Annotated in this window: 21 protein-coding genes; 6 read left to right on the top strand and 15 right to left on the bottom strand. The window is 61.8% G+C overall.

Annotation, left to right across the window (positions count from 1 at the left end; genetic code table 11):
• Positions 1 to 426: a DUF3052 domain-containing protein gene (locus P3G66_RS13670; RefSeq protein WP_003941575.1), complete on the bottom strand. Its 426-nt coding sequence runs from the start codon at positions 424 to 426 to the stop codon at positions 1 to 3.
• 177 nt (positions 427 to 603) lie between these two features.
• A complete protein-coding gene (locus P3G66_RS13665) occupies positions 604 to 1,164 on the bottom strand; it encodes a hypothetical protein (protein WP_231915136.1) in 561 nt (186 codons plus the stop codon).
• Between the two features lie 233 nt (positions 1,165 to 1,397).
• Between P3G66_RS13665 and aceE the strand changes: the two genes are divergently transcribed.
• The 6 genes from aceE to P3G66_RS13635 all read left to right on the top strand — a co-directional run bounded on the left by aceE (position 1,398) and on the right by P3G66_RS13635 (position 9,877).
• Positions 1,398 to 4,253, top strand: a complete 2,856-nt coding sequence (aceE, locus tag P3G66_RS13660) for a pyruvate dehydrogenase (acetyl-transferring), homodimeric type (RefSeq protein ID WP_042445740.1) — start codon at positions 1,398 to 1,400, stop codon at positions 4,251 to 4,253.
• Between the two features lie 99 nt (positions 4,254 to 4,352).
• A complete protein-coding gene (locus P3G66_RS13655) occupies positions 4,353 to 5,681 on the top strand; it encodes a helix-turn-helix domain-containing protein (protein ID WP_003941635.1) in 1,329 nt (442 codons plus the stop codon).
• Between the two features lie 127 nt (positions 5,682 to 5,808).
• Entirely contained in the window at positions 5,809 to 6,717 is a 909-nt protein-coding gene (locus P3G66_RS13650; RefSeq protein ID WP_003941630.1) for an ACP S-malonyltransferase, read from the top strand.
• Between the two features lie 84 nt (positions 6,718 to 6,801).
• Positions 6,802 to 7,077, top strand: a complete 276-nt coding sequence (gene acpM / locus P3G66_RS13645; RefSeq protein WP_003941649.1) for a meromycolate extension acyl carrier protein AcpM — start codon at positions 6,802 to 6,804, stop codon at positions 7,075 to 7,077.
• A gap of 7 nt (positions 7,078 to 7,084) precedes the next feature.
• Complete coding sequence (locus P3G66_RS13640) at positions 7,085 to 8,335, top strand: KasA/KasB family beta-ketoacyl-ACP synthase (RefSeq protein ID WP_003941591.1); 1,251 nt, start codon at positions 7,085 to 7,087, stop codon at positions 8,333 to 8,335.
• Between the two features lie 108 nt (positions 8,336 to 8,443).
• Positions 8,444 to 9,877 (top strand): carboxyl transferase domain-containing protein, encoded by a 1,434-nt coding sequence (locus tag P3G66_RS13635; protein WP_003941597.1) that lies wholly within the window; start codon positions 8,444 to 8,446, stop codon positions 9,875 to 9,877.
• 110 nt (positions 9,878 to 9,987) lie between these two features.
• Here the strand turns inward: P3G66_RS13635 and P3G66_RS13630 are convergent, their stop codons facing one another.
• The 13 genes from P3G66_RS13630 to P3G66_RS13570 all read right to left on the bottom strand — a co-directional run bounded on the left by P3G66_RS13630 (position 9,988) and on the right by P3G66_RS13570 (position 24,824).
• Complete coding sequence (locus P3G66_RS13630; protein WP_042445731.1) at positions 9,988 to 10,497, bottom strand: DUF3145 domain-containing protein; 510 nt, start codon at positions 10,495 to 10,497, stop codon at positions 9,988 to 9,990.
• Positions 10,498 to 10,625: 128 nt separating this feature from the next.
• A complete protein-coding gene (locus tag P3G66_RS13625; RefSeq protein WP_083059168.1) occupies positions 10,626 to 11,465 on the bottom strand; it encodes a serine hydrolase domain-containing protein in 840 nt (279 codons plus the stop codon).
• Positions 11,466 to 11,501: 36 nt separating this feature from the next.
• Positions 11,502 to 12,629, bottom strand: a complete 1,128-nt coding sequence (locus tag P3G66_RS13620) for an NDMA-dependent alcohol dehydrogenase (RefSeq protein WP_003941638.1) — start codon at positions 12,627 to 12,629, stop codon at positions 11,502 to 11,504.
• Positions 12,630 to 12,937: 308 nt separating this feature from the next.
• Positions 12,938 to 14,242 carry an HNH endonuclease signature motif containing protein gene (locus tag P3G66_RS13615; protein WP_276116721.1) on the bottom strand — a complete coding sequence of 435 codons (1,305 nt, stop codon included), beginning with the start codon at positions 14,240 to 14,242 and terminating at the stop codon, positions 12,938 to 12,940.
• Positions 14,243 to 14,305: 63 nt separating this feature from the next.
• Entirely contained in the window at positions 14,306 to 14,980 is a 675-nt protein-coding gene (locus P3G66_RS13610; protein WP_042450142.1) for a response regulator transcription factor, read from the bottom strand.
• Entirely contained in the window at positions 14,977 to 16,179 is a 1,203-nt protein-coding gene (locus P3G66_RS13605; RefSeq protein ID WP_065352615.1) for a sensor histidine kinase, read from the bottom strand. The genes P3G66_RS13610 and P3G66_RS13605 overlap by 4 nt, the downstream gene beginning before the upstream one ends.
• Before the next feature lie 18 nt (positions 16,180 to 16,197).
• On the bottom strand, positions 16,198 to 18,414 hold the full coding sequence (locus P3G66_RS13600) for an MMPL family transporter (protein WP_276116720.1): 2,217 nt from the start codon (positions 18,412 to 18,414) through the stop codon (positions 16,198 to 16,200).
• A gap of 95 nt (positions 18,415 to 18,509) precedes the next feature.
• Entirely contained in the window at positions 18,510 to 19,427 is a 918-nt protein-coding gene (locus P3G66_RS13595) for a carbohydrate kinase (RefSeq protein ID WP_007731141.1), read from the bottom strand.
• Positions 19,428 to 19,474: 47 nt separating this feature from the next.
• Positions 19,475 to 20,569 (bottom strand): sn-glycerol-3-phosphate ABC transporter ATP-binding protein UgpC, encoded by a 1,095-nt coding sequence (gene ugpC, locus P3G66_RS13590; RefSeq protein WP_276116719.1) that lies wholly within the window; start codon positions 20,567 to 20,569, stop codon positions 19,475 to 19,477.
• 27 nt (positions 20,570 to 20,596) lie between these two features.
• Positions 20,597 to 21,463, bottom strand: a complete 867-nt coding sequence (locus tag P3G66_RS13585) for a carbohydrate ABC transporter permease (RefSeq protein ID WP_050657016.1) — start codon at positions 21,461 to 21,463, stop codon at positions 20,597 to 20,599.
• Entirely contained in the window at positions 21,463 to 22,413 is a 951-nt protein-coding gene (locus P3G66_RS13580; protein WP_019748978.1) for a sugar ABC transporter permease, read from the bottom strand. The genes P3G66_RS13585 and P3G66_RS13580 overlap by 1 nt, the downstream gene beginning before the upstream one ends.
• On the bottom strand, positions 22,410 to 23,762 hold the full coding sequence (locus P3G66_RS13575) for a sugar ABC transporter substrate-binding protein (RefSeq protein ID WP_030536581.1): 1,353 nt from the start codon (positions 23,760 to 23,762) through the stop codon (positions 22,410 to 22,412). Before P3G66_RS13575 ends, P3G66_RS13580 begins: the two co-directional genes overlap by 4 nt.
• Positions 23,763 to 23,825: 63 nt before the next feature.
• Positions 23,826 to 24,824: a sugar-binding transcriptional regulator gene (locus P3G66_RS13570; protein WP_030536582.1), complete on the bottom strand. Its 999-nt coding sequence runs from the start codon at positions 24,822 to 24,824 to the stop codon at positions 23,826 to 23,828.
• Positions 24,825 to 24,863: the final 39 nt, after the last annotated feature.

Genomic DNA, 24,863 nt, shown 5'->3' with positions numbered 1-24,863 from the left:
TCAGCGCTTGTTGGCCGGACGAGCCTTCGGCTGAACCAGTCGACTTCCCGACCAGTCACCGAGGTTGGCTGCCGATGTCTGCGTCAGGCCGGCAGTCGGCGCCGATTCGGCGATCTCGCTGGGCTCGACGTGTCCGTCGAGACCGGTCTTGGGAGTAAGAACCCACACGAAGCCTTCGTCGGCGAGGGGCCCGATGGCATCCATGAGGGCGTCCACCAGGTCACCGTCCTCGTCGCGCCACCACAGCAGCACGACGTCGATGACCTCGTCGGAATCCTCGTCGAGCATTTCCCCGCCGATGGTTTCCTCAACCGCGGCACGAATGCCGTCGTCGGTATCCTCATCCCAGCCCAGTTCCTGCACCACCATGTCAGTGGTAATCCCGAGTTTCTGAGCGTAGTTCTGGGCATCCGCCGCGGCGACCACGGTGGGGTCCTCCTTTTGTTGATGGTGTGTGGCGACCCCGCACACCTACCGTTTGACGATCAATTAGGGAAAGCGAACATGGTCTGAGGCGTTAGCGCAAGCCGACCACGCCGAAAACTTTCACCAAAGATCGTCTTCTGACACACGGCGAACCTTACGCCTGCGGATTACCGCAGGTCACAGGGATCCACATTCATCGAAGATCGACTTGCGAATCGAATTGCTCGTATCGCTGATCGAATTGATTTCATCGGCCGAATGATCACTCTCGATCACGACAGCAGATGAACGTAGGTTCGCGGCCAATTCGGCGAACAGTCCGGAAAGTTGCGTCGGAAGTTCACTCGAGACCGAGTCGAACCACGAGGCCGTCTCCCTTGCCGAGGAAGCAGCAGCGCTTGCTTCGGCTCTCAGGTCGGTCTCACCATGATTTCCGGCGTCGACGTAGGCATTGAACGCGACCACGTCGTTTTTCGATCGGGAGACCGCTTCCTCACAGATCGCGAACGCCGCCTCTGCCGCATCTGCCGCCGCTTTCGACGAGGATGCGGCGGCCATCGAAATACTCACCTCGGATTGGTATGCAGCCACGTGCGCTTCATTGGGTACTGCCGATCCGGTCACCGCCGCCGAACATCCCACGATCACCGACAGTCCCACTGCGATCGATCCGACCGAGACCCACGCCCCGACCCTGCCGTAATTGATTTCTTTGTTTATTTTTTCCCACCCCTTCATACGTTCCGATCGATCCCCCAAGCCTGTGACTACGGGGAACCATCACACCCCTGCGTCACGCCGAAAAACGCTACCCGAGAGTAACCAGAGGCGAGGTGTGCCGGACCGACCGGGATGGTGAAAGATGAGGTACGCGCCATATTCACGATGGAAGTGCGTCGGACCTAACAAGGCCTCGATCACCTATGTAAGGACGCCCCACCACGCGTCCCCAAACCAATGAGGAGCACACGTTGTCTGACCTGATCCAGGGTCCCGCGTCCGGGCAGAACGCCGATTCCGGCGCCGCCGGCGAGTCGGGTTCGCCCGCGTCGAATACGCCGGGGGGAACCGACGGTCGCGTTCGCGTCATTCGCGAAGGTGTTGCGTCGTACCTGCCGGACATCGATCCGGACGAGACCACCGAATGGCTCGAATCATTCGACGGACTTCTGGATCGATCCGGACCCACGCGTGCCCGCTACCTCATGCTCCGCATGCTCGAACGCGCCGGCGAGAAGCACGTCGCACTCCCCGCGCTCACTTCGACCGACTACGTCAACACGATTCCGACCGAAAACGAGCCGTGGTTCCCCGGCGACGAAGAGGTCGAGCGCCGCTATCGCGCCTGGATCCGTTGGAACGCCGCGATCATGGTCCACCGCGCTCAGCGACCGGGCGTCGGCGTCGGCGGTCACATCTCGACCTATGCATCCTCGGCAGCGTTGTACGAGGTCGGCTTCAACCACTTCTTCCGCGGCAAGGACCATCCCGGCGGCGGCGACCACATCTTCATCCAGGGTCACGCCTCCCCCGGCATCTACGCGCGCGCCTTCCTCGAGGGCCGGATCCCCGCGGAACAGCTCGACGGATTCCGCCAGGAGAAGTCCCACGCCGACTTCGGCGGCGCACTGCCGTCCTACCCGCACCCACGGCTGCTTCCCGACTTCTGGGAGTTCCCGACGGTCTCGATGGGCCTCGGCCCGATGAACGCCATCTACCAGGCCCGGTTCAACCACTACCTCAACGACCGCGGCATCAAGGACACCACCGATCAGCACGTGTGGGCGTTCCTCGGCGACGGCGAAATGGACGAGCCCGAGTCACGCGGCCTCGCTCACGTCGCGGCAACCGAAGGCCTCGACAACCTCACGTTCGTCGTGAACTGCAACCTCCAACGCCTCGACGGCCCGGTCCGCGGCAACGGAAAGATCATCCAGGAACTGGAATCGTTCTTCCGCGGTGCCGGCTGGAACGTCATCAAGGTCGTCTGGGGTCGCGAGTGGGATGCGCTGCTGCACGCCGATCGCGACGGCGCACTGGTCAACCTGATGAACGTGACGCCGGACGGTGACTACCAGACGTACAAGGCCAACGACGGCGCGTTCGTACGCGATCACTTCTTCGGACGTGACCCCCGCACCAAGGAACTGGTCAAGGACCTCACAGACCAGGAAATCTGGAACCTCAAGCGCGGTGGCCACGACTACCGCAAGGTCCACGCCGCCTACGCAGCGGCCATGGCACACAAGGGCCAGCCGACGGTCATCCTGGCGCACACCATCAAGGGCTACACCCTCGGTAAGCACTTCGAGGGCCGCAACGCCACGCACCAGATGAAGAAGCTGACGCTGGACGATCTCAAGGCGTTCCGCGACATGCAGCACATCCCGATCTCGGATGCCGAGCTCGAGAAGGATCCGTACCTGCCTCCGTACTACCACCCGGGCGCGGACGCTCCCGAGATCAAGTACATGCTCGACCGTCGTAAAGCACTCGGCGGGTTCCTGCCTTCCCGCAACACCGATGCGGCGCCGCTCAAGCTCCCCGAGGACAAGACGTACGACGTCATCCGCAAGGGTTCGGGCAAGCAGGAAGTCGCCACCACCATGGCGATCGTGCGCATCCTCAAGGAACTGTTGCGCGACAAGGAAATCGGCAAGCGCATCGTGCCGATCATCCCGGACGAGGCTCGCACGTTCGGTATGGACTCGTGGTTCCCGTCGCTGAAGATCTACAACCGCAACGGGCAGCTCTACACCTCCGTCGACGCCGAACTCATGCTCGCCTACAAGGAGAGCCCGATCGGCCAGATCCTGCACGAGGGCATCAACGAGGCCGGTTCGACGGCTTCGTTCACCGCAGTCGGCACGTCGTACGCCACCCACGGTGAACCGATGATTCCGCTGTACATCTTCTACTCGATGTTCGGTTTCCAGCGCACCGGCGACGGCCTGTGGGCGGCTGCCGACCAGATGGCTCGGGGATTCGTTCTCGGCGCCACCGCCGGTCGTACAACTCTGACCGGTGAAGGTCTCCAGCACGCCGACGGACACTCGCTGCTCCTGGCATCCACCAACCCCGCAGCTGTCACGTACGACGCCGCGTTCTCGTACGAGTTGGCGCACATCGTCAAGGACGGCTTGCGCCGCATGTACGGCGGCACCGAGGGCGTCGACGGTTTCGGTGGCGAGAACATCTTCTACTACCTGACCATCTACAACGAGCCGTACGTTCAGCCGGCGGAGCCCGAAGGTCTCGACGTCGAGGGCTTGCTCAAGGGCATCTACCTCTACAAGACGTCCGAAGCATCGGGCCCGAAGGCACAGATCCTCGTCTCCGGTGTCGCGATGCCCGAGGGGCTGCGCGCGCAGAAGCTGCTTGCCGACGAATGGGGCGTCTCGGCCGACGTCTGGTCGGTCACGTCCTGGGGTGAGCTGCGCCGCGAAGGCGTCGAGTGCGAACGTCAGGCGCTGCTCAATCCGTCCGAGGATGCTCCGGTTCCCTTCGTCACCACGGCGTTGTCCTCGGCCCAAGGCCCCGTCGTCGCGGCTTCGGACTGGATGCGGGCGGTCTCGGATCAAATCCGTCAGTGGGTTCCCGGCGACTACACCACGCTCGGCACGGACGGGTTCGGGTTCTCCGACACCCGCACTGCAGCGCGTCGCTACTTCAACGTCGATGCCGAGTCCATCGTCGTTGCCGTGCTGATCGGTTTGGCGAAGGAAGGATCGATCGAGCGGTCGAAGGCCGTCGAAGCAGCGAGCCGATACCGCATCGACGACGTGAATGCTGCTCCCGAGCAGACCGGGGACACCGGTAGCGCCTAAGTCGTAGGGCAACAGTCCCAGCGATCGAAAACAGACCTACGCCCATCGCCGCGGGTGTCATCTCGACATCCGCTGCGGCGATGGGCGTAGGTTTTTCTCATGCCCGAACCTGATCCCGAGAAACCCGAAGAGGGCGTACGCCGCACTCGACCACAGTCGTCCGGGTTGCAGGCTGTACTCGCCCGCCGTCGTCAGGTTCGCGATCCACTTCCAGAAGCCTTGCTCCGCCGCGTCAAACAGTTCTCCGGCCGGCTCTCCACCGAGGCCGTGACCGTGATGGAGGAGCAGCTTCCGTTCTTCGACAGTCTCGACGCTTCGCAACGCGCCGACGTTCAACTGTTGGTGCAGACGTCGGTGGTGAATTTCCTGGAATGGCTGCGGCAACTCGACTCGGAGATCAGCTTCGGATACGAGTCGTTTCCGGTCATCCCTCAGGATCTTGCTCGACAGCTCACGCTGCGCCAGACCGTCGACATGGTCCGGGTGGCGATGGAGTTCTTCGAGAAATGGCTGCCGGCTCTCGCCCGCAACGATCAGCAGCTGATCGCGCTGACAGAAGCCGTCCTGCGCTACGGGCGTGAACTCGGTTTCGCAGCAGCGACGGTGTACGCAAGCGCTGCCGAGTCGCGGGGTGCCCTGGACACGCGACTGGAAGCGCTCGTCGTCGACGCCGTCGTGCAGGGAGACACCGGCTCGGACATGCTCTCTCGCGCCGCCACCTTGAACTGGGATGCCACGGCTCCGGCCACCGTCATCGTCGGGTCTCCCCCGCCGGACGAGCGGGTCTCGGTTGCCGGCACCGTCCACGCGACTGCCGCCGCGCACGGGCGCGCTGTTCTCGCCGTGGTGCAGGGTCCGCGACTGGTGATGATCGTCAGCGGCGAGCTGAGCAGTAAGACGGAAGGCAGCCAATTCCTTCAAGACCTGCTCATGAGTTTCGCCGACGAGCCGGTGGTGATCGGCCCGACGACACCCTCGTTGAGCGCAGCGCACTTCAGTGCGTCCGAAGCTCTGGCAGGAATCAAGGCTGTTGCCGGGTGGCGCGGCGCACCTCGTCCCGTTTTCGCGACTGAACTGCTCCCGGAACGGGCACTACTGGGAGACGCCGCTGCCGTGAAGGCTCTTCGCGATTTCCTCGTCGCACCTTTAGCTGAATCCGGCACAGTCTTGACCGATACTTTAGACAGTTATCTCGACTGTGGAGGTGCGGTTGAGACTTGTGCACGTCTTCTGTTTGTTCATCCAAATACCGTTCGGTACCGCTTGAAGCGAATCGCGGAAGTTACCGGCCGGGATCCAACGAATCCACGCGACGCGTATGTACTACGGATCGCCGCTACCGTGGGCCGATTGACACAAATCGATCTCAAATCGAACAATTCGGTTACTTCAGTCACATCTTTAACATCCGGACAAACAAACCTGTAACCCCTGAGCGTCCAATTTCGATGGCCGAGCGCGACGTGGGATTTTGTGGGAACCCTACAAAACACTTCGCCAGAGTTCATCGCGACCGACATCTCGCAGGTCGCTCGCGGCGGTGTTCTCTTAATAAGTGATTTCGTTGCTCGCCCCGGGACAGGGCTCTCAGACACCCGGCATGCTCAGCCCCTGGCTGGCACTGCCCGGAGCACAAGACCGCCTCGAAGTGTGGTCGAAGGCAGCCGGCCTGGACCTCGTCCGACTCGGCACGACCGCGACCGCCGAAGAAATCACCGACACCTCGGTAACCCAGCCCCTCGTCGTTGCCGCTGCTCTGCTGGCATACGAGGAAATCGAATCACGTGGGCTCCTCGGCGCCGACGTCATCGCTGCCGGCCATTCGGTGGGTGAACTTGCCGCTGCTGCGGTCGCCGGTGTTATCTCCGCTGACGACGCGGTCGCGCTTGCCGCCCTCCGTGGCGCCGAGATGGCCAAGGCTTGTTCGCTCGAGCCCACGGGCATGTCAGCCGTTCTCGGTGGAGACGAAGCCGAAGTGCTCGCACGAATCGAAGAACTCGGGCTGGAAGCAGCCAACCGCAATGCGGCCGGCCAGATCGTGGCGGCCGGACTGCTCACCGCGCTCGAAGAACTCGCAGCAAACGCACCCGAAAAGGCCCGAGTCCGCGCACTACCCGTCGCCGGAGCTTTCCACACCCGCTTCATGGCGCCGGCGCAGGACGCCGTCGCAGCTGCTGCCGCCAAGATCACCCCTTCCGATCCGACGCGCACGCTGCTTTCCAACTCGGATGGCGCACCCGTCTCCTCGGGCGCCGACGCCCTCACCAAGCTTGCCGCGCAGGTAACCCGCCCCGTTCGTTGGGACCTCTGCTCCGCGTCGTTGCGGACAGCAGAAGTCAGCGCGATCGTGGAACTCCCGCCGGCCGGAACCCTCGTCGGAATTGCCAAGCGTGAAATGCGTGGCACACCGACGGTGGCCCTCAAGAACCCGGAGGATATCTCCGCACTGTCCGAGCTGACCTAGCTCGGACGCCCACCCGGCCGATCAGCCCGAACGGCGGCCGGACGTTTCACCCCACCTCAATCGATCAAGAAGGGAGCCACACCAGTGGCCCACACTCAGGAAGAAATCATCGCGGAACTCGGCCAGATCGTGGAGGAGGTCACCGGTATCGAGCCTTCCGAGGTCACCGTCGACAAGTCCTTCGTGGACGACCTCGATATCGACTCCCTGTCCATGGTCGAGATCGCCGTTCAGACCGAAGACAAGTACGGCGTGAAGGTCCCCGACGAGGATCTCGCAGGCCTGCGCACCGTCGGCGACATCGTCGCGTACATCCAGAAGCTCGAAGCCGAAGGCGCCGAAGCCAAGAACGCAGAGTGAGCCGACCGTGACTTCCGCTTCTACCCGCAAAGGGAAATTCCCCGACATCGTCGTCACGAGCCTCGCGACGTCGACCTCGGTGGCTGGTGATGTGGATGGCACGTGGAAGGCGCTACTCGCCGGCGAAAGCGGCATCGGAATCCTCGATGACCCGTTCATCGACGAGTTCGACCTTCCCATTCGCATCGGCGGGCACCTGAAGGTTTCACCGGACGAGGGCTTGTCCCGCGTCGAAATTCGACGGATGAGCTGGGTGGAACGCCTTGCCCTCACGTTGAGTCGCACGGTCTGGAGCAACGCCGGCAGCCCTGAAGTCGATCAGGACCGCCTGGCCGTTGTCATCGGCACCGGACTCGGCGGCGGCGACACGCTCATCGACGCCGTCGACAAGCTCCGTGGCGGCGGATACCGCAAGGTGTCCCCGTTCTCGGTGCAGATGGTCATGCCCAACGGACCGGCCGCAACGGTCGGACTCGAACTCGGGGCCCGCGGTGGCGTCATCACTCCGGTGTCGGCATGTTCATCAGGTTCCGAGGCAATTGCTCACGCTCACCGCATGCTTGTCATGGGTGACGCGGACATGGTTGTGGCTGGTGGAGTCGAGAGCTTCATCGACGCCGTTCCGATCGCGAGCTTCGCCATGATGCGTGCGATGAGCACCAACAACGACAATCCGGCCGCAGCTTCACGTCCTTTCGACAAGGACCGCGACGGATTTGTCTTCGGCGAAGCCGGCGCCTTGATGATCCTCGAAACCGAGGAGCACGCAAAGGCACGCGGGGCAACGATTCACGCCCGCCTGCTTGGTTCCGGAATCACTTCGGACGGGTACCACATCGTGGCACCGCATCCGGAAGGCCTGGGCGCGGCGCGAGCCATGACCCGAGCAATCGAGATGGCCGGACTGACGAAGTCCGACATCAAGCACATCAACGCCCACGCCACTGCGACGCCGATCGGTGACATCGCAGAGGCAAAGGCAATCAACGCAGCGGTCGGCAATCACGCTGCGGTGTACGGCCCGAAATCCGCGCTGGGACACTCGATCGGCGCTGTCGGCGCCCTCGAATCAGTCCTCACGGTTCTGGCAGTGCGTGACGGGATCATCCCGCCCACGCTCAATGTTGACAGCCAGGATCCAGAAATCGATCTCGATGTCGTCAAGGGTGAACCCCGAACCGGCTCTTTCGATTTCGCACTGAACAACTCGTTCGGTTTCGGTGGGCACAATGTCGCGCTCGCCTTCGGTCGGGCCTAGCCCGAACCGCGGTTTGCACCTGTCCGCGGGTGTCGTTGCAACACAACGTCACCCGCGGACAACACCGACCTTTCGTTCCACCCAAGGCTCGTACTGAAGGAGGACGCGATGACCATCCTGGCCCCCGTGACAAAGTCCGAATCATCGACAGACCCGCGCGATCCTCTTGCGCGCCTGGAAAATCTGTTCGACCCCGGCACAACAGTGCCGCTCCACGCCCGTGACAAGTCCGGTGTGCTCGCCGCGTCCGGAAACATCGACGGCGTCCGCACCATCGCATACTGCTCCGACGCCACTGTCATGGGTGGCGCCATGGGCGTCGACGGTTGCAAACACCTCGTCAAAGCCATCGATACCGCTATCGAGGAAGAGTCCCCCATCGTGGGCCTCTGGCACTCCGGTGGCGCGCGTCTGGCTGAAGGCGTCGAGGCGCTCCACGCCGTCGGACTGGTCTTCGAGGCCATGGTCCGCGCGTCGGGTCTCATACCTCAAATTTCCGTCGTGCTCGGCTTTGCCGCTGGCGGAGCCGCGTATGGTCCAGCCCTCACCGATGTCGTGATCATGGCGCCGGAAGGCCGAGTGTTCGTCACCGGGCCAGACGTAGTTCGTAGTGTCACCGGCGAACAGGTCGACATGGTGTCACTCGGCGGTCCGGACACACACACCAAGAAGTCGGGTGTCGCGCACATCGCCGCACACGACGAGGCCGACGCATTGCACCGCGCGCGCCGCCTGGTCTCGATGATGTGCGAGCAGGGCGAATTCGATCAGCGGGCAGCGGAACTCGGCGACAGCGATCTGCGCGCCATGATGCCTGCCTCCGCGAAACGCGCGTACGACGTTCGTCCGATCGTTCACGAAATGCTCGACAACGTCGAAGGCGAGTCGAGTTTCGAAGAACTGCAAGGCAATTACGCTCGGAGCATCGTCACCGGTTTCGGCCGGATGGCCGGACGCACCGTTGGCGTCATTGCGAACAACCCACTGCGACTCGGGGGGTGCCTGAACTCCGAAAGTGCAGAGAAGGCCGCTCGATTCGTGCGACTGTGCAACGCATTTGGCGTGCCGCTCGTGGTCGTCGTCGATGTTCCCGGGTATTTGCCGGGCGTCTCGATGGAGTGGGAAGGCGTTGTCCGACGCGGAGCGAAGTTACTTCACGCCTTCGCCGAGGCAACGGTCCCCCGCGTCACCGTCGTCACTCGAAAGATCTACGGCGGCGCCTACATCGCGATGAACTCGCGAGCACTGGGAGCCACGGCCGTATTCGCTTGGCCCAACTCCGAAGTAGCCGTGATGGGTGCGAAGGCTGCTGTCGGCATCCTGCACAAGCGGGCCCTCGCAGCTGCACCGGACGACGAGCGTGAAGCATTGCACGACCGACTCGCTGCCGAGCACGAGGCAATCGCGGGCGGCGTCGACCGCGCGGTCGAAATCGGCGTCGTCGACGAGGAAATCGACCCGGCGAAGACTCGCAGCATCGTGACCGCTGCCCTCGCGTCTGCACCATCTGTCCGCGCGCGGCACAAGAACATTCCGCTCTGACAACCCTGGACAGCAAGGTGGGCCTCGCCTATACGGCGGGGCCCACCTTTGTCGTTCAAGTCTTTGTCGTTCAAGCCGCGAGAGCACTCCGGGTTCAGGATGGACCTCGGTCAGCTGACACGCCTTCGCAGCCATGTCACTTCGGCACCTTCGCCTGAACTCCGGAAGGGTTCGAGTTCCTCGTCCCACGGTGTACCTATCGCCCGATCGATTTCCGCGGCGATGTCTCCACCGGAATTCATGATGGACCGCAGTTTCATCTCCCCTACGACGACATCACCGTTCGCACTGGTGGATCCGCGCCACAGGCCCAGACCGGGCACATGGCTGTACCGTTCGCCGTCGACGCCATGACTCGGGTCCTCGGTGACCTCGAACCGCAACATCGGCCACGCGCGTAGCGAGTCGACCAGGCGGGCACAGGTTCCGACGGGACCCGTCCAGTCCGTCGTCGCACGCAGAAGCCCGTCGTAGGCAGGCTGTGAGGTCCATCTGAGCTTGGCAGGGCTGTCCAACGTGGCGGACAGAGCCCAATCCACGTGCGGGCACAGCGCCGCGGGCGACGAGTGGATGTAAACCACACCAGTCGTCACGTCCGCGAATTGATTCATTTCGCGCACTCGAGCCTCCTGCTTCGACGAGGGACGTCTTCCCCAACGACCTCTGTCGAGTTCGTGCAGCACGCTCGATTGAACAGTGTGCCTTGTGTTACCCGTGTTGCGCCAGTGGAAGGAGAGAAATTTGTGCTCTACCGCGAAACTTCACCGACCACGCCATCCGACAATTCGGTCCACAAAGGCTTGGCCCAATCACCGAAATCGCGATCGGTAAGCACGACGCACGCAGTATCGATCGTGGGATCGACCCACAGGAACGTCCCGGACTGGCCGAAATGACCGAAGGTAGCGGCCGAGTTCTCGAGACCCGTCCAATGCGGACGCTTGTCGCCCCGAATTTCGAATCCGAGCCCCCAGTCGTTGGGGCGCTGAGAGCCATAGCCCGGAAGAATTCCGTTGAGCCCCGGGAACTGCACAGTTGTCGCCTCTGCGAACGTCTGCGCCGAGACCAGAGTCGGCGAGAGCAGTTCAGCCGCGAACTTGGCCAAGTCGTCTGCCGATGCCTGCGCACCGTGACCGGCCGGACCGACAAGAGCCGCGCTGGTCATCTCCAACGGCGCGAACACCGCCTCGGCCAGATAGTCGGCAAATTCGATCTCGGTCTCCCGGGAAACCAACTCGGCAAGCACCTCGAACCCCGCACTCGAGTAGATCCGCTTCGACGCCACCGGCGCCTGAACAACACGTTCGGCGAATGCCAATCCCGAAGCATGTGCGAGGAGATGACGAACGGTCGACCCCTCAGGCCCGGCCGGCCCATCCAACTCGACCGCCCCCTCCTCCACTGCCACGAGAATCGCGTAGGCGCACAACAGTTTTGTCACCGAAGCCAGGGGGAAAACATGCGCCTGGTCGCCACTGAAACCACGAATGCGGTCGCCCTCACCGGGATTCTTCCCGGAGAGGACGACCGCTGCCGCATTGTCGACCGGCCACTGCTGGATTACGTCGAGACTGTGAGTACTGGGCACCCGATCAGACTACTGGCACAAGAGTTGCGCTTCCGATCACCAGTCAGCTTCGGTGTAGCGGATGACGCCGCGGATGTTCTTGCCATCCAACATGTCCTGGTAGCCGTCGTTCACGCCTTCGAGCGTGTAGGTCCGAGTGACCATGTCGTCGAGGTTCAGCTTGCCTGCCTTGTACATCGCGAGGAGGTTCGGCACGTCCTGGCGAGCGTTGCCACCGCCGAAAATGTTGCCCTGAAGGTCCTTCTGAAGCATCGCCATCAGGAACAGGTTCAGCTTCACATCCATGTCCGTCAGGTGCCCCATTGCGGTGACGACACAACGGCCGGCCTTTGCCGTCAGAATCATCGCTTCTTCGACGTACTCACCCTTCATTTCGCCGACGGTGATGATCGTCTTCTGCGCCATGCGGCCATACGTAGCGTCGATGATCGGCTGAATGGCAGCGGCAGCGCTTTCGAAAGCGTGCGTTGCGCCGAACTTCAGAGCCTGCTCACGCTTCCACGGCACGGGGTCGATGGCAAAGATGTACCGGGCGCCCGATGCAACTGCACCCTGTAGCGCACTGATACCGACGCCGCCGACACCCATGATCACAACGTCTTCGCCGGGCTTCACATCGGCGATGTGGGTTGCCGATCCCCAACCGGTCGGGACGCCGCAACCGACGAGTGCGGCAACCTCGAACGGAATATCCTTGTCGATCTTCACCACTGACGACTGGTTCACGACCATGTAGGGCGAGAACGTCCCTAGCAGGCACATCGGGATCACGTTTTCGCCGCGAGCCTGGATTCGGTAGGTACCGTCACTGATGGCCTGGCCGCTGAGGAGGCCCATCCCGAGGTCACACAGGTTCTGATGGCCAGCCGAGCACGCCGGACAGGTTCCACAAGCCGGAATGAAGGACAGAACGACGTGGTCGCCGACCTCCAGACCCTTGACCTCCGGGCCGAGCTTGGTGATGACGCCCGAACCCTCGTGCCCACCCATGACGGGGAACGACGGCATCGGGGTCGCGCCGGTGACGATGTGGTGATCGGAGTGGCACATTCCGGCCGCTTCCATGCGAATCTGAACTTCGCCGGCTACCGGCTCACCGATCTCGATCTCCTCGACGGACCACTTTTCATTGAGGCCCCACAGGATTGCACCCTTGGTCTTCACGTCACTTCACCCTTTCATTCGCACACCCGCATCTATCTCTGTGACCATAGCCACAAATCTGCGAAATTGGAACGTGTTCTAACGAAAGATTTTGCACTGCAGGTCAGACGTCCAAATGACCTGGCACAACCGGCGCGGCAACAACGGAATAATGACCCACTGAGTGGGACAGGCCACACGGGCACCCGAAAGTAGAGCCGCCCCGAAAGCACGCAACCATTCGACTCCACCCCCCACCAATCGGTCGGACACAGAGCAGCGGGTCTGAAACAGACCTGGGCATGTTCTGGTGCATCTGAGGTTCGTCCTCAGGTTTTGAAGGTGGTGTTCGCCGGCCGCGGGTGCTGCTGCGGGTCGATCGAGGGTGGCGGGATGAACCAGGGTTTGTTGTCGACTCCTATTCGGATTTCCCATTTGCCGACGAACCCGGATTTGCGGTGCATCAGTCGGTGGTGTGAACGGCACAGCAGGACCAGGTTGTTCATCACCGTCGGGCCACCGTTGGCCCAGTGCCGGATATGGTGCGCATCAGTCCACGCGGGCACGCATGTGCAGCCCGGGAAGGCGCAGCCTTTGTCTCGGGCGATGAGGGCGACGCGTTGTTCGGCGGTGACCAACCTCTTCCCTGGTTGCGCATCCAAGGGCGCGCCGTGATCGTCGAGCAGAACGGTCGACAGGAAACAATCACACCCGAGAAGTCGGGTCTGCGACACCGACAGCGGTCCGAGCCAGGGCATGTGCCCGACATCGAGATCCGATACAGCCATTCCGTCATCAGCAGCGGAGGGTGTCGCGGCGCAGTCCCGATGCTCAGCGAGATCCCGAGCGTTGATGTGCACGTTCACGTGCGGGCGTTGACCACCGTCTGTGCCTGTTTTGGCGCAGTCCAGGTAACGGCGGATCAGTTCGGTGAACCCGTCGGCAGTCCGTTTCGCCGCCGACCGAGCATCGGGCGTCCCATCCGGCGCCGGGGTGGGCATCGTCAGATTCGACAGGGCCGAGAGCAGCATTTCGCCCGTGAGGGCATCGAAATCCCCACGCACCACCACCCGACCATTGAGCGTCGACGCGATCCGCAACTCATTGAGATCCACATCCTCGGCGGGCGGAATCTCATCCGATTCGAACAACCTCTCCAACGTCGCGATCACGTTCCGCACCTTCGTCGTCGTCGCCTCCACCCCCGACGCAGCCGCAAGCAACAAATCGATGCACTTCGGTAATGCCTCCTCCGGCATGCCTTTCGGCGGTGATTCACAGAACGCCACGATCAACACGGCATGCTCGAACGAGCAATCCCCATCATCGAAGCCTGCCGCCACCGCCGGAAACGGCCGCAAAGCCGCACCCAGGGCGGCGATCTTCTTCCCGTCCCGAACCTGCAGCATCGTGTTCGCCGCCAACCAGGACCCCACACCGCGGCTGGCAATCACCTGATCATCGGAACGCAACGAGAGTTCGTCCACCACCGCCACTCGAACGGCTTCGAGGCGCAGAATCTCCGCACTCGCCTCGACAGCAGCAGCACGCAACTCAGCAGCAGTCAACTGCCACAACCGTCCGCGCAACCCCACCGCAGAACCCGACACCACATCCGACAACAAGACACTCATTGACCCCCCGATCCCCTCCCCAAACAATACTCGAACACCCGTTCGAGTCAAGAGTTTCTCGAGTCAATCCACCGAGCGTCCCGGAATCACCACACCGCATTGATAGGCGAGAACCACCAGTTGCGCGCGGTCGCGGACATCCAGTTTTGTCATCGCCCGGTTCACGTGCGTTTTTGCCGTGACCGCGCTGATCACCAATTCCGCAGCGATTTCGTCGTTGGACATCCCGAGGGCAACGAGGGTTACCACTTCGAGTTCGCGTGGGGTCAACTGACCGAAAATCCCAGAAGTCGAGTCGGCCCGCGACGGAGTGGAAAGGAACCGAGAAATCAACGCGCTGGTCGCAATCGGCGACAGCAAAGAGTTCCCACCTGCGACCGTCCGAACAGCATCGAGTAGATCCTCGGCTCGGATTCCTTTGCCGATGAAGCCGCTGGCTCCCGCCCGGATCGCCTGTGCCACATGCTCATCCACTTCGAAGGTGGTAAGAATCAACACGTGCACGTCGGTCAAATCCGGATGATCGGCAATCATGGCGGTCGCTTCGACTCCGCTGGTGCCTGGCATTCGAATGTCCATCAATACAACGTCGGGTCGATGCTCGAGCGCCGCCTGGAATGCCTGCTCTCCGTCTGCCGCCTCGGCGACCACCTCCATGTCCTCTTCCGAACCGATCAGCAGCGCAAGCGTTTGACGGAAGAGCGCCTGATCGTCTGCCACTACCACCCGAATACTCACGACTCCTCACGCTCCGAACCCCTGGACACCGAGACAAGCGGTAGTTGGGCGTCCACACGAAATCCCCCGTCGGCGCGGAATCCTGCTGAGACCTCGCCTCCCATCGCCTGTGCCCTCTCCTTCATTCCCAGCAGTCCGTACCCGGGTGGTGACGTCGAAGGCACTGCCGTTCCGGCGTTTTCGACCGACAGCATCAGAACCTCGGCTTCGTATGACAACGACACGGTGACGGCTCCTGGCAGCGCATGCTTGCTCGCATTCACGAGTGCCTCCTGGATAATTCGGTACGCTGTGAGATCTACTGCGGGCCCGAGTGGGCGCAGCGAACCCGCAGCGCGCACATCGATTTCCATTCCTGCACTGACGAATTGATCCACCAGTGCCGGTAGATCCGAAAGCCCCGGAGCCGGCTTCATCGAGCGATCACCGTCCTGAGCATCACGGAGAACTCCGACCGTGGCCCGAATTTCATCGAGTGCCGCCTTGGACGTTTCCTCCACTCCGCGTAGTGCAGTCGTCGCCTTCTCCGGGTCTTTCCCGATCAAGTGCGACGCGACCCCGACTTGCAGGTTGACCAAGGCAATGTGGTGCGCGACAACGTCGTGCAAGTCTCGCGCAATCCGCATCCTTTCTTCGACGACGCGGTGTCGGGCCTCGTCCTCGCGCATTCTTTCCGCTTGCACCGCGCGCGCCTCGACGGACTCCAGATAGGCCCGGCGAGAACGGACCTCGGCGCCGGCAAAACTTGCCATCAGCAACCACGACAACAACCCCAGTGCCTCCTGCAGGAGATTGTTCCCCACTCCCAAAAAGATCGTGACGAGCATCAGCGAGCTGACTGTGCTCGCCGCTGCGAAGAAGGTCCTCCGGCGGTCACTCGTGCTGGCAACGTAATAGAGGCACACCATCGCTGCGGAACCTGTGCCGGCATTCGGCGGCGCTGACAGTGCAATCATCAATACGCCGAGCAGTACTGCCACCGCCAGTGCCGAGAACGGATAGCGCCTTCGGAACACGATGGTTGCCGCTGCGATCGCTGTTACAAGCACTCCCACAACCGTGACCTCGCGGGTGTCATTGCCGTCGAGCGCGATGCGGTGCGCCGTCCACGTGGCAAGGAGCACGAGAATCGCCAGTGCCAGGTCGATGGTGCGCGGGTGTTCCGCACACCATCGACCCCACGTCGATGTCGAAGTCATCGATCTACCGTATCCGGGTCACACCGACAACTTGTCGCTCGTGGGTTCACTGGATTCCTTCGAATCTGCGAGCAGCGCAGTCAACTGCTCCCCCTCGACATCGACGTTCGGGACCAACCGGTCCAGCCATGAGGGGAACCACCATGCCCTCGAGCCCAACAGGGACATGACGGCCGGTACGACGGTCATACGAATCACGAAGGCGTCGAACAGAACCGCGAACGAGAGTCCGAGTCCGATCTGCATGATGAAGGCGTCGCCGCCGAAGATGAAGCCCGCGAAAACGGCGATCATGATCAGCGCCGCGGCCGTGACCACTCGCGCGCCCTGGTCGAAGCCCTTCACGACTGCTTCATCCGGTCCGTCACCGTGGACGAACGCTTCACGCATTCTGGTCACCAGGAACACCTGGTAGTCCATCGCCAACCCGAAGACGATGCCAATCATGAAGATGGGCAACATCGCCACAACTGATCCGGTTTGACCTTCGACTCCGAGAATGCCGGCGAACCAACCCCACTGGAAGATCGCGACCAGCACACCGAACGTCGCACCGATCGAGAGCAGAAATCCGAGAGTTGCCTTGAGTGGTACCAAGATCGAGCGGAACACCAACATCAGGAGGATGAAGGCGAGGCCGACGACCAATGCGAGGTAGGGAACCAGGGCGTCGGCCAGGCGATCCGAAACGTCGATCGTCAACGCTGTCTGACCGGTGACCGACATCGTGGCTCCGGTCTCGTCGGTCAGTGATCCGGCGACCTCACGTATATCTGCGACGAGTGCCTTTGTTGCCTCGGTTTCGGGGCCGCTCGAGGGAACCACCGTGACGACTGCTGTATCGCCGGCCTGGTTGAGTGCTGGCGGCGTCACTGCCGCTATGTCAGGCAGAGCACCGAGCTTTTCCTGGGCGTCGCTCAATGCCGCTGCCGGATCTGTGGCGTCGGCAACGTCGACGACCACCATGAGCGGACCGCTGAACCCGGCACCGAACCCCTCGGATAGTCGGTCGGTAGCCCTGGCGGCAGTTGTGTCGGGCACTGGTGGGCTCGCCAAACTCAGGTTGATTCCGAAGGTGGGGATCGCCAGCAATCCCAACCCGAGGACAGACGCGAGCAAAACCGGAACTCGACGCCGGATCACGAACTTGGCCCATCGCGAGCCTGCGCCTTCCTTCGTCTTGCGATGCGTCAACTGACCACCGGACGCAAGCAGGCGACGATCGGATCGGCTCAGAACGCGCGATCCAGCAAATCCCAGCGTGGCGGGCAGCAGGGTCAGTGAAATCACCACTGCAACAGCAACTGCAAACGCCGCAGCCAGACCCATGCTTGTCAGGAACGGGATGTTCACGACGAACAGTCCTGCCAATGCGATGAGCACCGTCAACCCCGCGAACACTACGGCCGAACCCGCAGTCCCCGCTGCGCGGCCCGCAGCAATTTCCGGATCATGTCCGTCACGTAGTTCGGAGCGGTAGCGCGAGACGATGAAGAGCGAATAGTCGATCGCCACGGCGAGCCCAAGCATCATTGCCAGGACGGTTGTGCTCGAACCCAATTCGATGAAACCAGTTGCGATAGTGATCGTGCAGATCGCGATGCCGATGCCGATCAACGCGCTGATCAAGGGAAGCCCTGCTGCCACCAACGAACCGAAAGTGACCGTCAGGACCACAGCGGCGATCGCGACGCCGATCACTTCGCCCATCGATTCGGCACTGCTTTCCATCAGCACGTTGCCGGCAACATCGACTGCCAGCCCTGAATCCGCGGCGTCGTGGACGGCGGACTCGAGCAGTTCTTTCGAGCTGTCCGGCAAGTCGATCGAGTCGGCGGTATAGGAGACCTGCATGTATCCGATCGTCCCAGTCGGCGACACTCCGCCGGAGGCATACGGATCCGATACCGCTGCAACCTCGGGGTCCTTCCCGAGCGCAGAGACCAAGTCACTGACGGATTGTCGAATCGCCGGATCGGTGAGCGTCGTGCCTGCCGGAGATTCGAAGACGATGCGAGCACTGGCTCCGTCGGTGGACGACTGCGGAAATCTTTCAGCCAGAAGATCCTGCGCCGCTTGTGATTCGGTGCCCGGAATCGACAACGTATTGACGGTCGGACCGGACAGCGTTGCTGCGCCTACTCCGCCCGCCACCAGCAGGACGACCCAGAAGCCCACCATTGCCCAACGGCGCCGAAACGCGAGTCGCGAGAGTTTGTACAGGAATATCGACATGCGTGTCACTGTGCCGATACACGACCCCGTCGCACATCGTGCACAGGTAGGCAGTTCGACGTACTGCGCTCGCAGTAGGGCGGTGGTCCCCAGTGCTAGACGGGCAGGCCCAACTCCCTTGACCACGGCGGATCCGCCCCGGGACGTGACACGGTGACGGCTGCCGCGCGTGCGGCAAAGGTCAACGCGGCCGACCAATCTGCCTCGGTGAACGCACGCACAACAGCGACGTCGAGTGCGTCGTGACGATCAAGGTAGGCCAACAGGGCTCCGTGAACGGTATCGCCCGCACCGATCGTGTCCGCGACGTCGACCGCGGGCGCCGGCACCGAAACATCGAGTTCCTCGGTGATCAACCGCAACCCGTCACCACCACGGGTGAGCAGGACGGCGCCGACGCCTTCGTGGAGCCACTCGGCGCCGTCGACCGAACCCAACCACTTCGCGTCGTCGTCGCTCACTTTGAGAATATCGATGGCGGGCAACCACGAACGAAACCGTCGTCGATACGCGTCCGGGTCGGAGATCACCGCCGGACGAATGTTGGGGTCCACCATGGTGAGTCGACCGCGGGCGTGTGCTTCGTGCAGCAAAGCTTCGTAGGCAGAGGCCCCGGGCTCGAGCACCAGCGACAGCGTTCCGAACGAGAATGCCCGGGCAGAGGGAAGTTTCGGCAGCGCGAACTGTCGATCCGCCGTTCCCTCGAGGTAGAAGGAATACCGCGCACCTCCGTCCGCTGCAAGGTTCACGACGGCCAGAGTTGTCGGCTCGGGCCCACGTTCGACCCCAGTTGTGTCGACATTGGACGCGGCCAGCGAGTCGATCATCCGATCTCCGAAAGCGTCTGTGGACAAGCGAGAGACGAATCCCACGTCGGATCCGAGTCGACCCAGTGCAATCGCAACGTTGAACGGTCCACCGCCCAACTTGGGTGAGAAGTTCTCCCCCACCGGAACCAGATCAACCAGTCCCTCACCACACACCACGACGGATCGTTCGCGTGTATCACTCATCGGTAGACCCTAACCTTCTCACCAGTCGAAGATGGATGTGATGGGATTCAGCTACCCACACGCTCGCCCGTAGCCGGGTCGAAGAGGTGAACGAGGCCGTCCACCCGCTCGAAGCCCAGCGTCTGGCCGTACTGCAGCTTCGATCGACCGCCGGTGCGTGCAACGAGCGAGATCGGGTCGGCTTCGGTACCAGGCACGTGTGCGTAGATGTACGACTCGTTGCCCAGTTCCTCTACCAGGTCGATCTGAGCTGCGATTCCGTCACCGGCAGCAACCACCTGGAATTGCTCGGGCCGAATTCCCACTGTGACCGAAGCCAGACCGGCCGCGGCGATTGCCGCCATCTGCTCGCGGTCCAGCGGAACCTCGACGTCGCCGAAACGCACCCCACCCGAACTGACCGGCGCCGTTACCAAGTTCATACCTGGAGATCCGATGAAGCCGGCAACAAACGCATTGGCCGGCCGATCGTAAAGTTCGGTCGGAGAAGCGAATTGTTGCAACTTGCCGCCCTTGAGCACTGCCACGCGATCACCCATCGTCATCGCTTCCACCTGATCGTGCGTGACGTAGACGGTGGTGGTTCCGAGACGACGCTGCAACGCCGCGATCTGCGTGCGGGTCTGGACGCGTAGCTTTGCGTCGAGGTTGGAGAGCGGCTCGTCCATGCAGAACACTTGCGGTTCACGAACGATAGCTCGGCCCATGGCAACTCGCTGCCGTTGACCACCGGAAAGCTTGGCCGGTTTGCGGTCGAGGTATTCCGTCAGGTCAAGCAGTTTGGCCGCTTCGGCAACTTTCTTCTTACGCTCCTCGACGGGCACACCGCGCATCTTCAACGCGAACCCCATATTTTCCCCGACGGTTTTGTTGGGGTACAGCGCGTAATTCTGGAAGACCATTGCGATGTCGCGATCCTTGGACGGGACATCGGTCATGTCCTTGCCGTTGATGGTGATCGCGCCGGAATCGATGTCCTCGAGCCCTGCCAACATGCGCAGGGCCGTGGACTTTCCGGAACCTGACGGACCGACGAGCACGATGAACTCCCCGTCGTTGATGTCGAGATCGAGTGAATCGACAGCGAGGGTCCCGGCACCTTCGTAGATGCAAGACGCTTTCTGGTACGAGATTTCAGCCATGACGAACTCCTGAGAGGGTGAGGAGAATTATTTGATTGCACCGAAGGACAGGCCGCGCACCAGTTTGTTCTGGGCGAACCAACCGGCCAGGATGACGGGCAATGCCGCCATGGTCGCTGCCGCGGAGAGCCGAGCCCAGTACAGGCCCTCGCCGGTGATGAACCCGACCAGGAAGACCGGAATCGTCTGTGCTTGAACAGCTGTCAGGTTGACGGCGAAGAAGAATTCGTTCCACGAGAAGATCACGCAGATCAGCGCAGTCGCAGCAATTCCGGGCGAGATCAGCGGGAGGATCACCTCGCGAACCGAGGTCCACAAACTCGCGCCGTCCATGCTGGCAGCTTCGAGAAGTTCGCCGGGGACTTCGAGAAAGAACGAACGCATCATCCACACTGCGATCGGCAGATTCATCGATGTGTACAAGATGACCAGCGCCCAGATGTTGTCGAGCAATCCGATGTCGTTGACGATCACGTACAGCGGCACGATTGCAGCGACGACTGGGAGCATCTTGGTACTGATGAAAAAGAACAGAACGTCCTGAGTCTTGGCTACCGGGCGAAGCGACAATGCAAACGCAGCCGGAACACCCAGTAGCAGAACAAGAATCGTCGACATGGCCGTCGCAAATGCGGAGTTTGCCAGCGTCGTGCCGAGACCGGAGTCGAGGACGGCACGGAACTGTTCGAGGGTGGGAGTGAAGAACAGCTTCGGCGGATCCGTGTAGGCGTCTGCCTCGGTCTTGAACGCGGTCAGGACCATCCAGAAGACCGGGAAGAAGAATCCGAGAGCGGCGATCCACGCCACGACCGACCACGGACTGAACTTACTGCTCTTCTTTTTCTTGACGACGGGTTTGTCGGTCGTCGCGCTTGTCGTCTCTACGGCAGTCATCACGCCGCCTCCTCGTTGCCGGTGAAGCTCTTGAAGATCAATCGGAGCGCAAGTGTCGACACGATGATCGTCGCGATCACTGTCACGACACCCATCGCCGCAGCTTGACCTACGTCGAAGCCGAGGAACGCGCGCTGGTAGATGTAGAACGGCAGGTTCGAGCTGGCCACGCCGGGCCCACCCGAGGTCATCATGTACACCGCGTCAAAGGTGTTCACGAGGTAGATCGCACCCAGAACTGCACCGAGTTCGATGAAGCGGCGCAGGTGCGGCAACGTCAGTTCGCGGAACATCGCAAACGGCTTGGCTCCGTCCACTCGTGCGGCTTCGAGAATGTCTCGGGGCATGGACTGCAAACCGGCCAGAATGAGCAGCATCATGAAGGGCGTCCACTGCCAGATCAGATTGATCATGACGGCGGCGAGCGGAAACTTACTGACCCAGTCGACCTGGCCGACGCCGAAAGGCTGGAGGACAAAGTTCACGATACCGAACACCGGGTCGAACATTGTTGTCTTCCACAGCAATGCGCCGGCGACGGGAGTGATGAGAAACGGCGTGATCAGCAGTGTCCGCACGATCCCCCGACCAAGGAATGCGCGGTCGAGTAGCAGCGCCAGCGCGAGTCCGAGGATCACGGAAACGATGACGGTTCCCACGATCATGATGACCGTGTTGACCGCGACTTCCCGAAACTGACTGTCCTTGAAAACCTCTATGTAGTTGTCGAACCCGTTGAAGTGCCGCGATCCCGGCCGGACTAGGTTCCACGACTGCGTCGAGTAGTAGAGGGTGAACAGAAACGGAATCTGGGTGACGACGATCGAGAAGATCAACGCCGGCAACAGGGGACCTCTACGACGCCAACCCTCGGCGCGGGAGATCTTCTTTTCGACCCGGACCGGTGGCGCGTCGTCCACCGTAGTTCTGGGCTCGGCAACCGTAGTCATCGGTTCTCCTGATAGGTCTTGCCGACCACCTCGGCATACTGCTGGGATTGTTCGAGTGCTTCTTTCACGCTCTTCTGACCCGCGATGGCCGCACTGATCTGCTGGCTGACGCGAGTGCCCAGGTCCTGAAACTCAGGGATGGTGAGGAACTGGACGCCGGTGTACGGAACCGGTTGCACTGTCGGGTTTTTCGGATCTGCATTGTTGATCGATTCGAGGGTGATCGGACCGAATGCCTGTGCGGCCTCTTGATATTCCGGAATCTCGTAGGTCGATAGGCGACTTCCCGGAGGAACTCTCGACCAGCCGAGTTCGGTTCCGACCTTCTGGATGTAGTCCTTGTTCGTCATCCAGGAAATGAACTTCCAGGCGTCATCTTTGTTCTTTGCCGACTCCGGGATTCCGAGCGCCCACGTGTAGAGCCAACCAGGATCGGACTTCTCGACCTTCGGGGCCTTCGCATATCCGATGTTGCCGACTACCTTCGACGAGGCGGGATCTTCGAGCACCGACACAGCTGAGGTCGCGTCGTACCACATCGCCGTGTTGCCTTGCGCGAATTGTGTTGCACATTCACCGAATCCGCTTGTGGCAGGACCCGGCTGACCGTGCTCCTTGACCGTGTCCACGTAGAACTGAACCGCATCCTCGACCTGCGGACTGGTCAACTGCGCATTCCAATTCTCGTCGTACCAGCGTCCACCGAAGGTGTTGATCACTGTGTTCAGCGGTGCGAGTACCTCACCCCAGCCAGGCTTTCCGCGCAAGCAGATTCCCGCCATCTTGGCATCCGGGTTGTCGAACTGCGCTGCCCAACCTGCGACTTCTTGCCACGTCGGGTCTTCGGGAACTGTAATCCCCGCCTGATCGAACAGATCCTTGCGGTACATCAGGAACGACGACTCCCCGTAGAAGGGGACCGCGTACATACTGTCCTCGTACGACAGAGAAGTCTTGATCGACGGTACGAAGTCGTCCTCGTCGTAACCGGGCGTCGTGTCTGCATAGTCGGACAGGTTCGTGAGCCAACCGTTTGCAGCCCACTGAGGTGTCTCGTAGTTGCTGATCATCACGACGTCGAACTCACCGCCGCCGGTTGCCGTCGACGCTGTGATCTTGGCGCGCGCCTGGTTCTCGGAAAGGCTGACGAATTTGAGGTCGATGCCAGGGTTCTCGGCTTCGAAAGCCGGCGCCAGCTTGATGGCGTCCTGCATCTGCGAGTTCGACACCATCGCGATGGTGACTGTTCGTTCGCCGGAACCACCGAGCGCACCAGCGCCCGCACATCCCGACACCAGGAGGCAGAGCGCCGCCGCGGCAGCGCCCCACACTCGTCTTCCTGTTTTCACGGATTACCTTCCTTCACACTTGCGTGTCAGTCGCGCGCTCGGACAGCGAAACTCGTGAGATCGCTAGCCTTCGAGCAGCCACTGGGCGCACTCGACGTCGGTGACGAGTACGTTTGCCAAACCTCCGCGCAATGCGCCCAGAACGGCCTGGCGTTTGTGTGTTCCCCCCGAAATCAGAATCGTCTGATCGCAGGATTTCACTGCGTCGAGCGAGACGGAGACCGTTCGCTCAGGCAGTGGCCCCTCCACTGGATTGCCGTCGATCGTGTAGAAACGGCCGCCGATTTCACCGACAGCGCCTCGACTTTCCAACTCGTCCAGCATGGTCGAGTCGACGAAGCTACCGGCAAACAAGGTCGTCGCGGTCGAGACGGCACCGACTCCGAAAACCATGATGTCGGAATCAGTTCCGGCTTGCAGCGCCTTCGAGATCACCGAGTCGTTTCGCATCGACTCCACTGTCGCCGAGTCGGCATACAGCGGAGCGTTGAGACGAATAGGATTGGCCTGCAACTGTTGTGCACATCGGCCGATGGTGAAGTCGACACCGGTTTGGTAGTCGGTCACCGTCATGGAGCCGTCAAGTTGTACCACAGCCGAGCACTTCGCGGCCTTGTCTGGCAAAGATCTTGCTACCGCAACGGTTTCCGGACCCCAGGTAAACCCGAGAACGCTCGACGGCTGCAGACGGCGAACCAGAACTTCCGCTGCTCTTCGGCCGAGTGCGTCGAAGTCCGGGTCGTCCGTATCCGAAATCGCTTCGGGGACGATCAACACTTCGGCCAACCCGAAGTGCTTCTCCAGCTTCGATTCCAACTCCGTGTTCACCGAACCTTCGAGCTCAGGCGGCACCAAAATCTCGACCCTGACCAAACCTTGCGTCCGCGCCCTGGCCAACAGTCGCCCGGCTGTCGGCCGCGAGACGCCCAACTTCGCTGCAATCTCCGCCTGAGTGGCACCTTCGAGGTGATACATCGTCGCCGCCCGCAAGGCGAGCCGCACATCCTCGGAAGCGGGCAACTTCGACGACTTGAGTCCTGTGGGCTGAGCCGACTGGTTCACACGGTCTCCTTGTGCATCAGGTTCAAAGTTTCTCGATCG

It is taken from the genome of Rhodococcus sp. C3V (assembly GCF_029269915.1).
GTDB lineage: Bacteria > Actinomycetota > Actinomycetes > Mycobacteriales > Mycobacteriaceae > Rhodococcus_F > Rhodococcus_F qingshengii.
This window is presented reverse-complemented; position numbering and strand designations above follow the sequence as displayed.

What these genes read in the sequence shown, in the direction of transcription:
- P3G66_RS13585 (WP_050657016.1), bottom strand. Translation starts at nt 21,463, where the DNA reads ATGACTGCCGTAGAGACGACAAGCGCGACGACCGACAAACCCGTCGTC.
- P3G66_RS13615 (WP_276116721.1), bottom strand. Translation starts at nt 14,242, where the DNA reads ATGAGTGTCTTGTTGTCGGATGTGGTGTCGGGTTCTGCGGTGGGGTTG.
- P3G66_RS13655 (WP_003941635.1), top strand. Translation starts at nt 4,353, where the DNA reads ATGCCCGAACCTGATCCCGAGAAACCCGAAGAGGGCGTACGCCGCACT.
- P3G66_RS13635 (WP_003941597.1), top strand. Translation starts at nt 8,444, where the DNA reads ATGACCATCCTGGCCCCCGTGACAAAGTCCGAATCATCGACAGACCCG.
- P3G66_RS13595 (WP_007731141.1), bottom strand. Translation starts at nt 19,427, where the DNA reads ATGAGTGATACACGCGAACGATCCGTCGTGGTGTGTGGTGAGGGACTG.
- P3G66_RS13605 (WP_065352615.1), bottom strand. Translation starts at nt 16,179, where the DNA reads ATGACTTCGACATCGACGTGGGGTCGATGGTGTGCGGAACACCCGCGC.
- P3G66_RS13580 (WP_019748978.1), bottom strand. Translation starts at nt 22,413, where the DNA reads ATGACTACGGTTGCCGAGCCCAGAACTACGGTGGACGACGCGCCACCG.
- ugpC (WP_276116719.1), bottom strand. Translation starts at nt 20,569, where the DNA reads ATGGCTGAAATCTCGTACCAGAAAGCGTCTTGCATCTACGAAGGTGCC.
- P3G66_RS13665 (WP_231915136.1), bottom strand. Translation starts at nt 1,164, where the DNA reads ATGAAGGGGTGGGAAAAAATAAACAAAGAAATCAATTACGGCAGGGTC.
- P3G66_RS13600 (WP_276116720.1), bottom strand. Translation starts at nt 18,414, where the DNA reads ATGTCGATATTCCTGTACAAACTCTCGCGACTCGCGTTTCGGCGCCGT.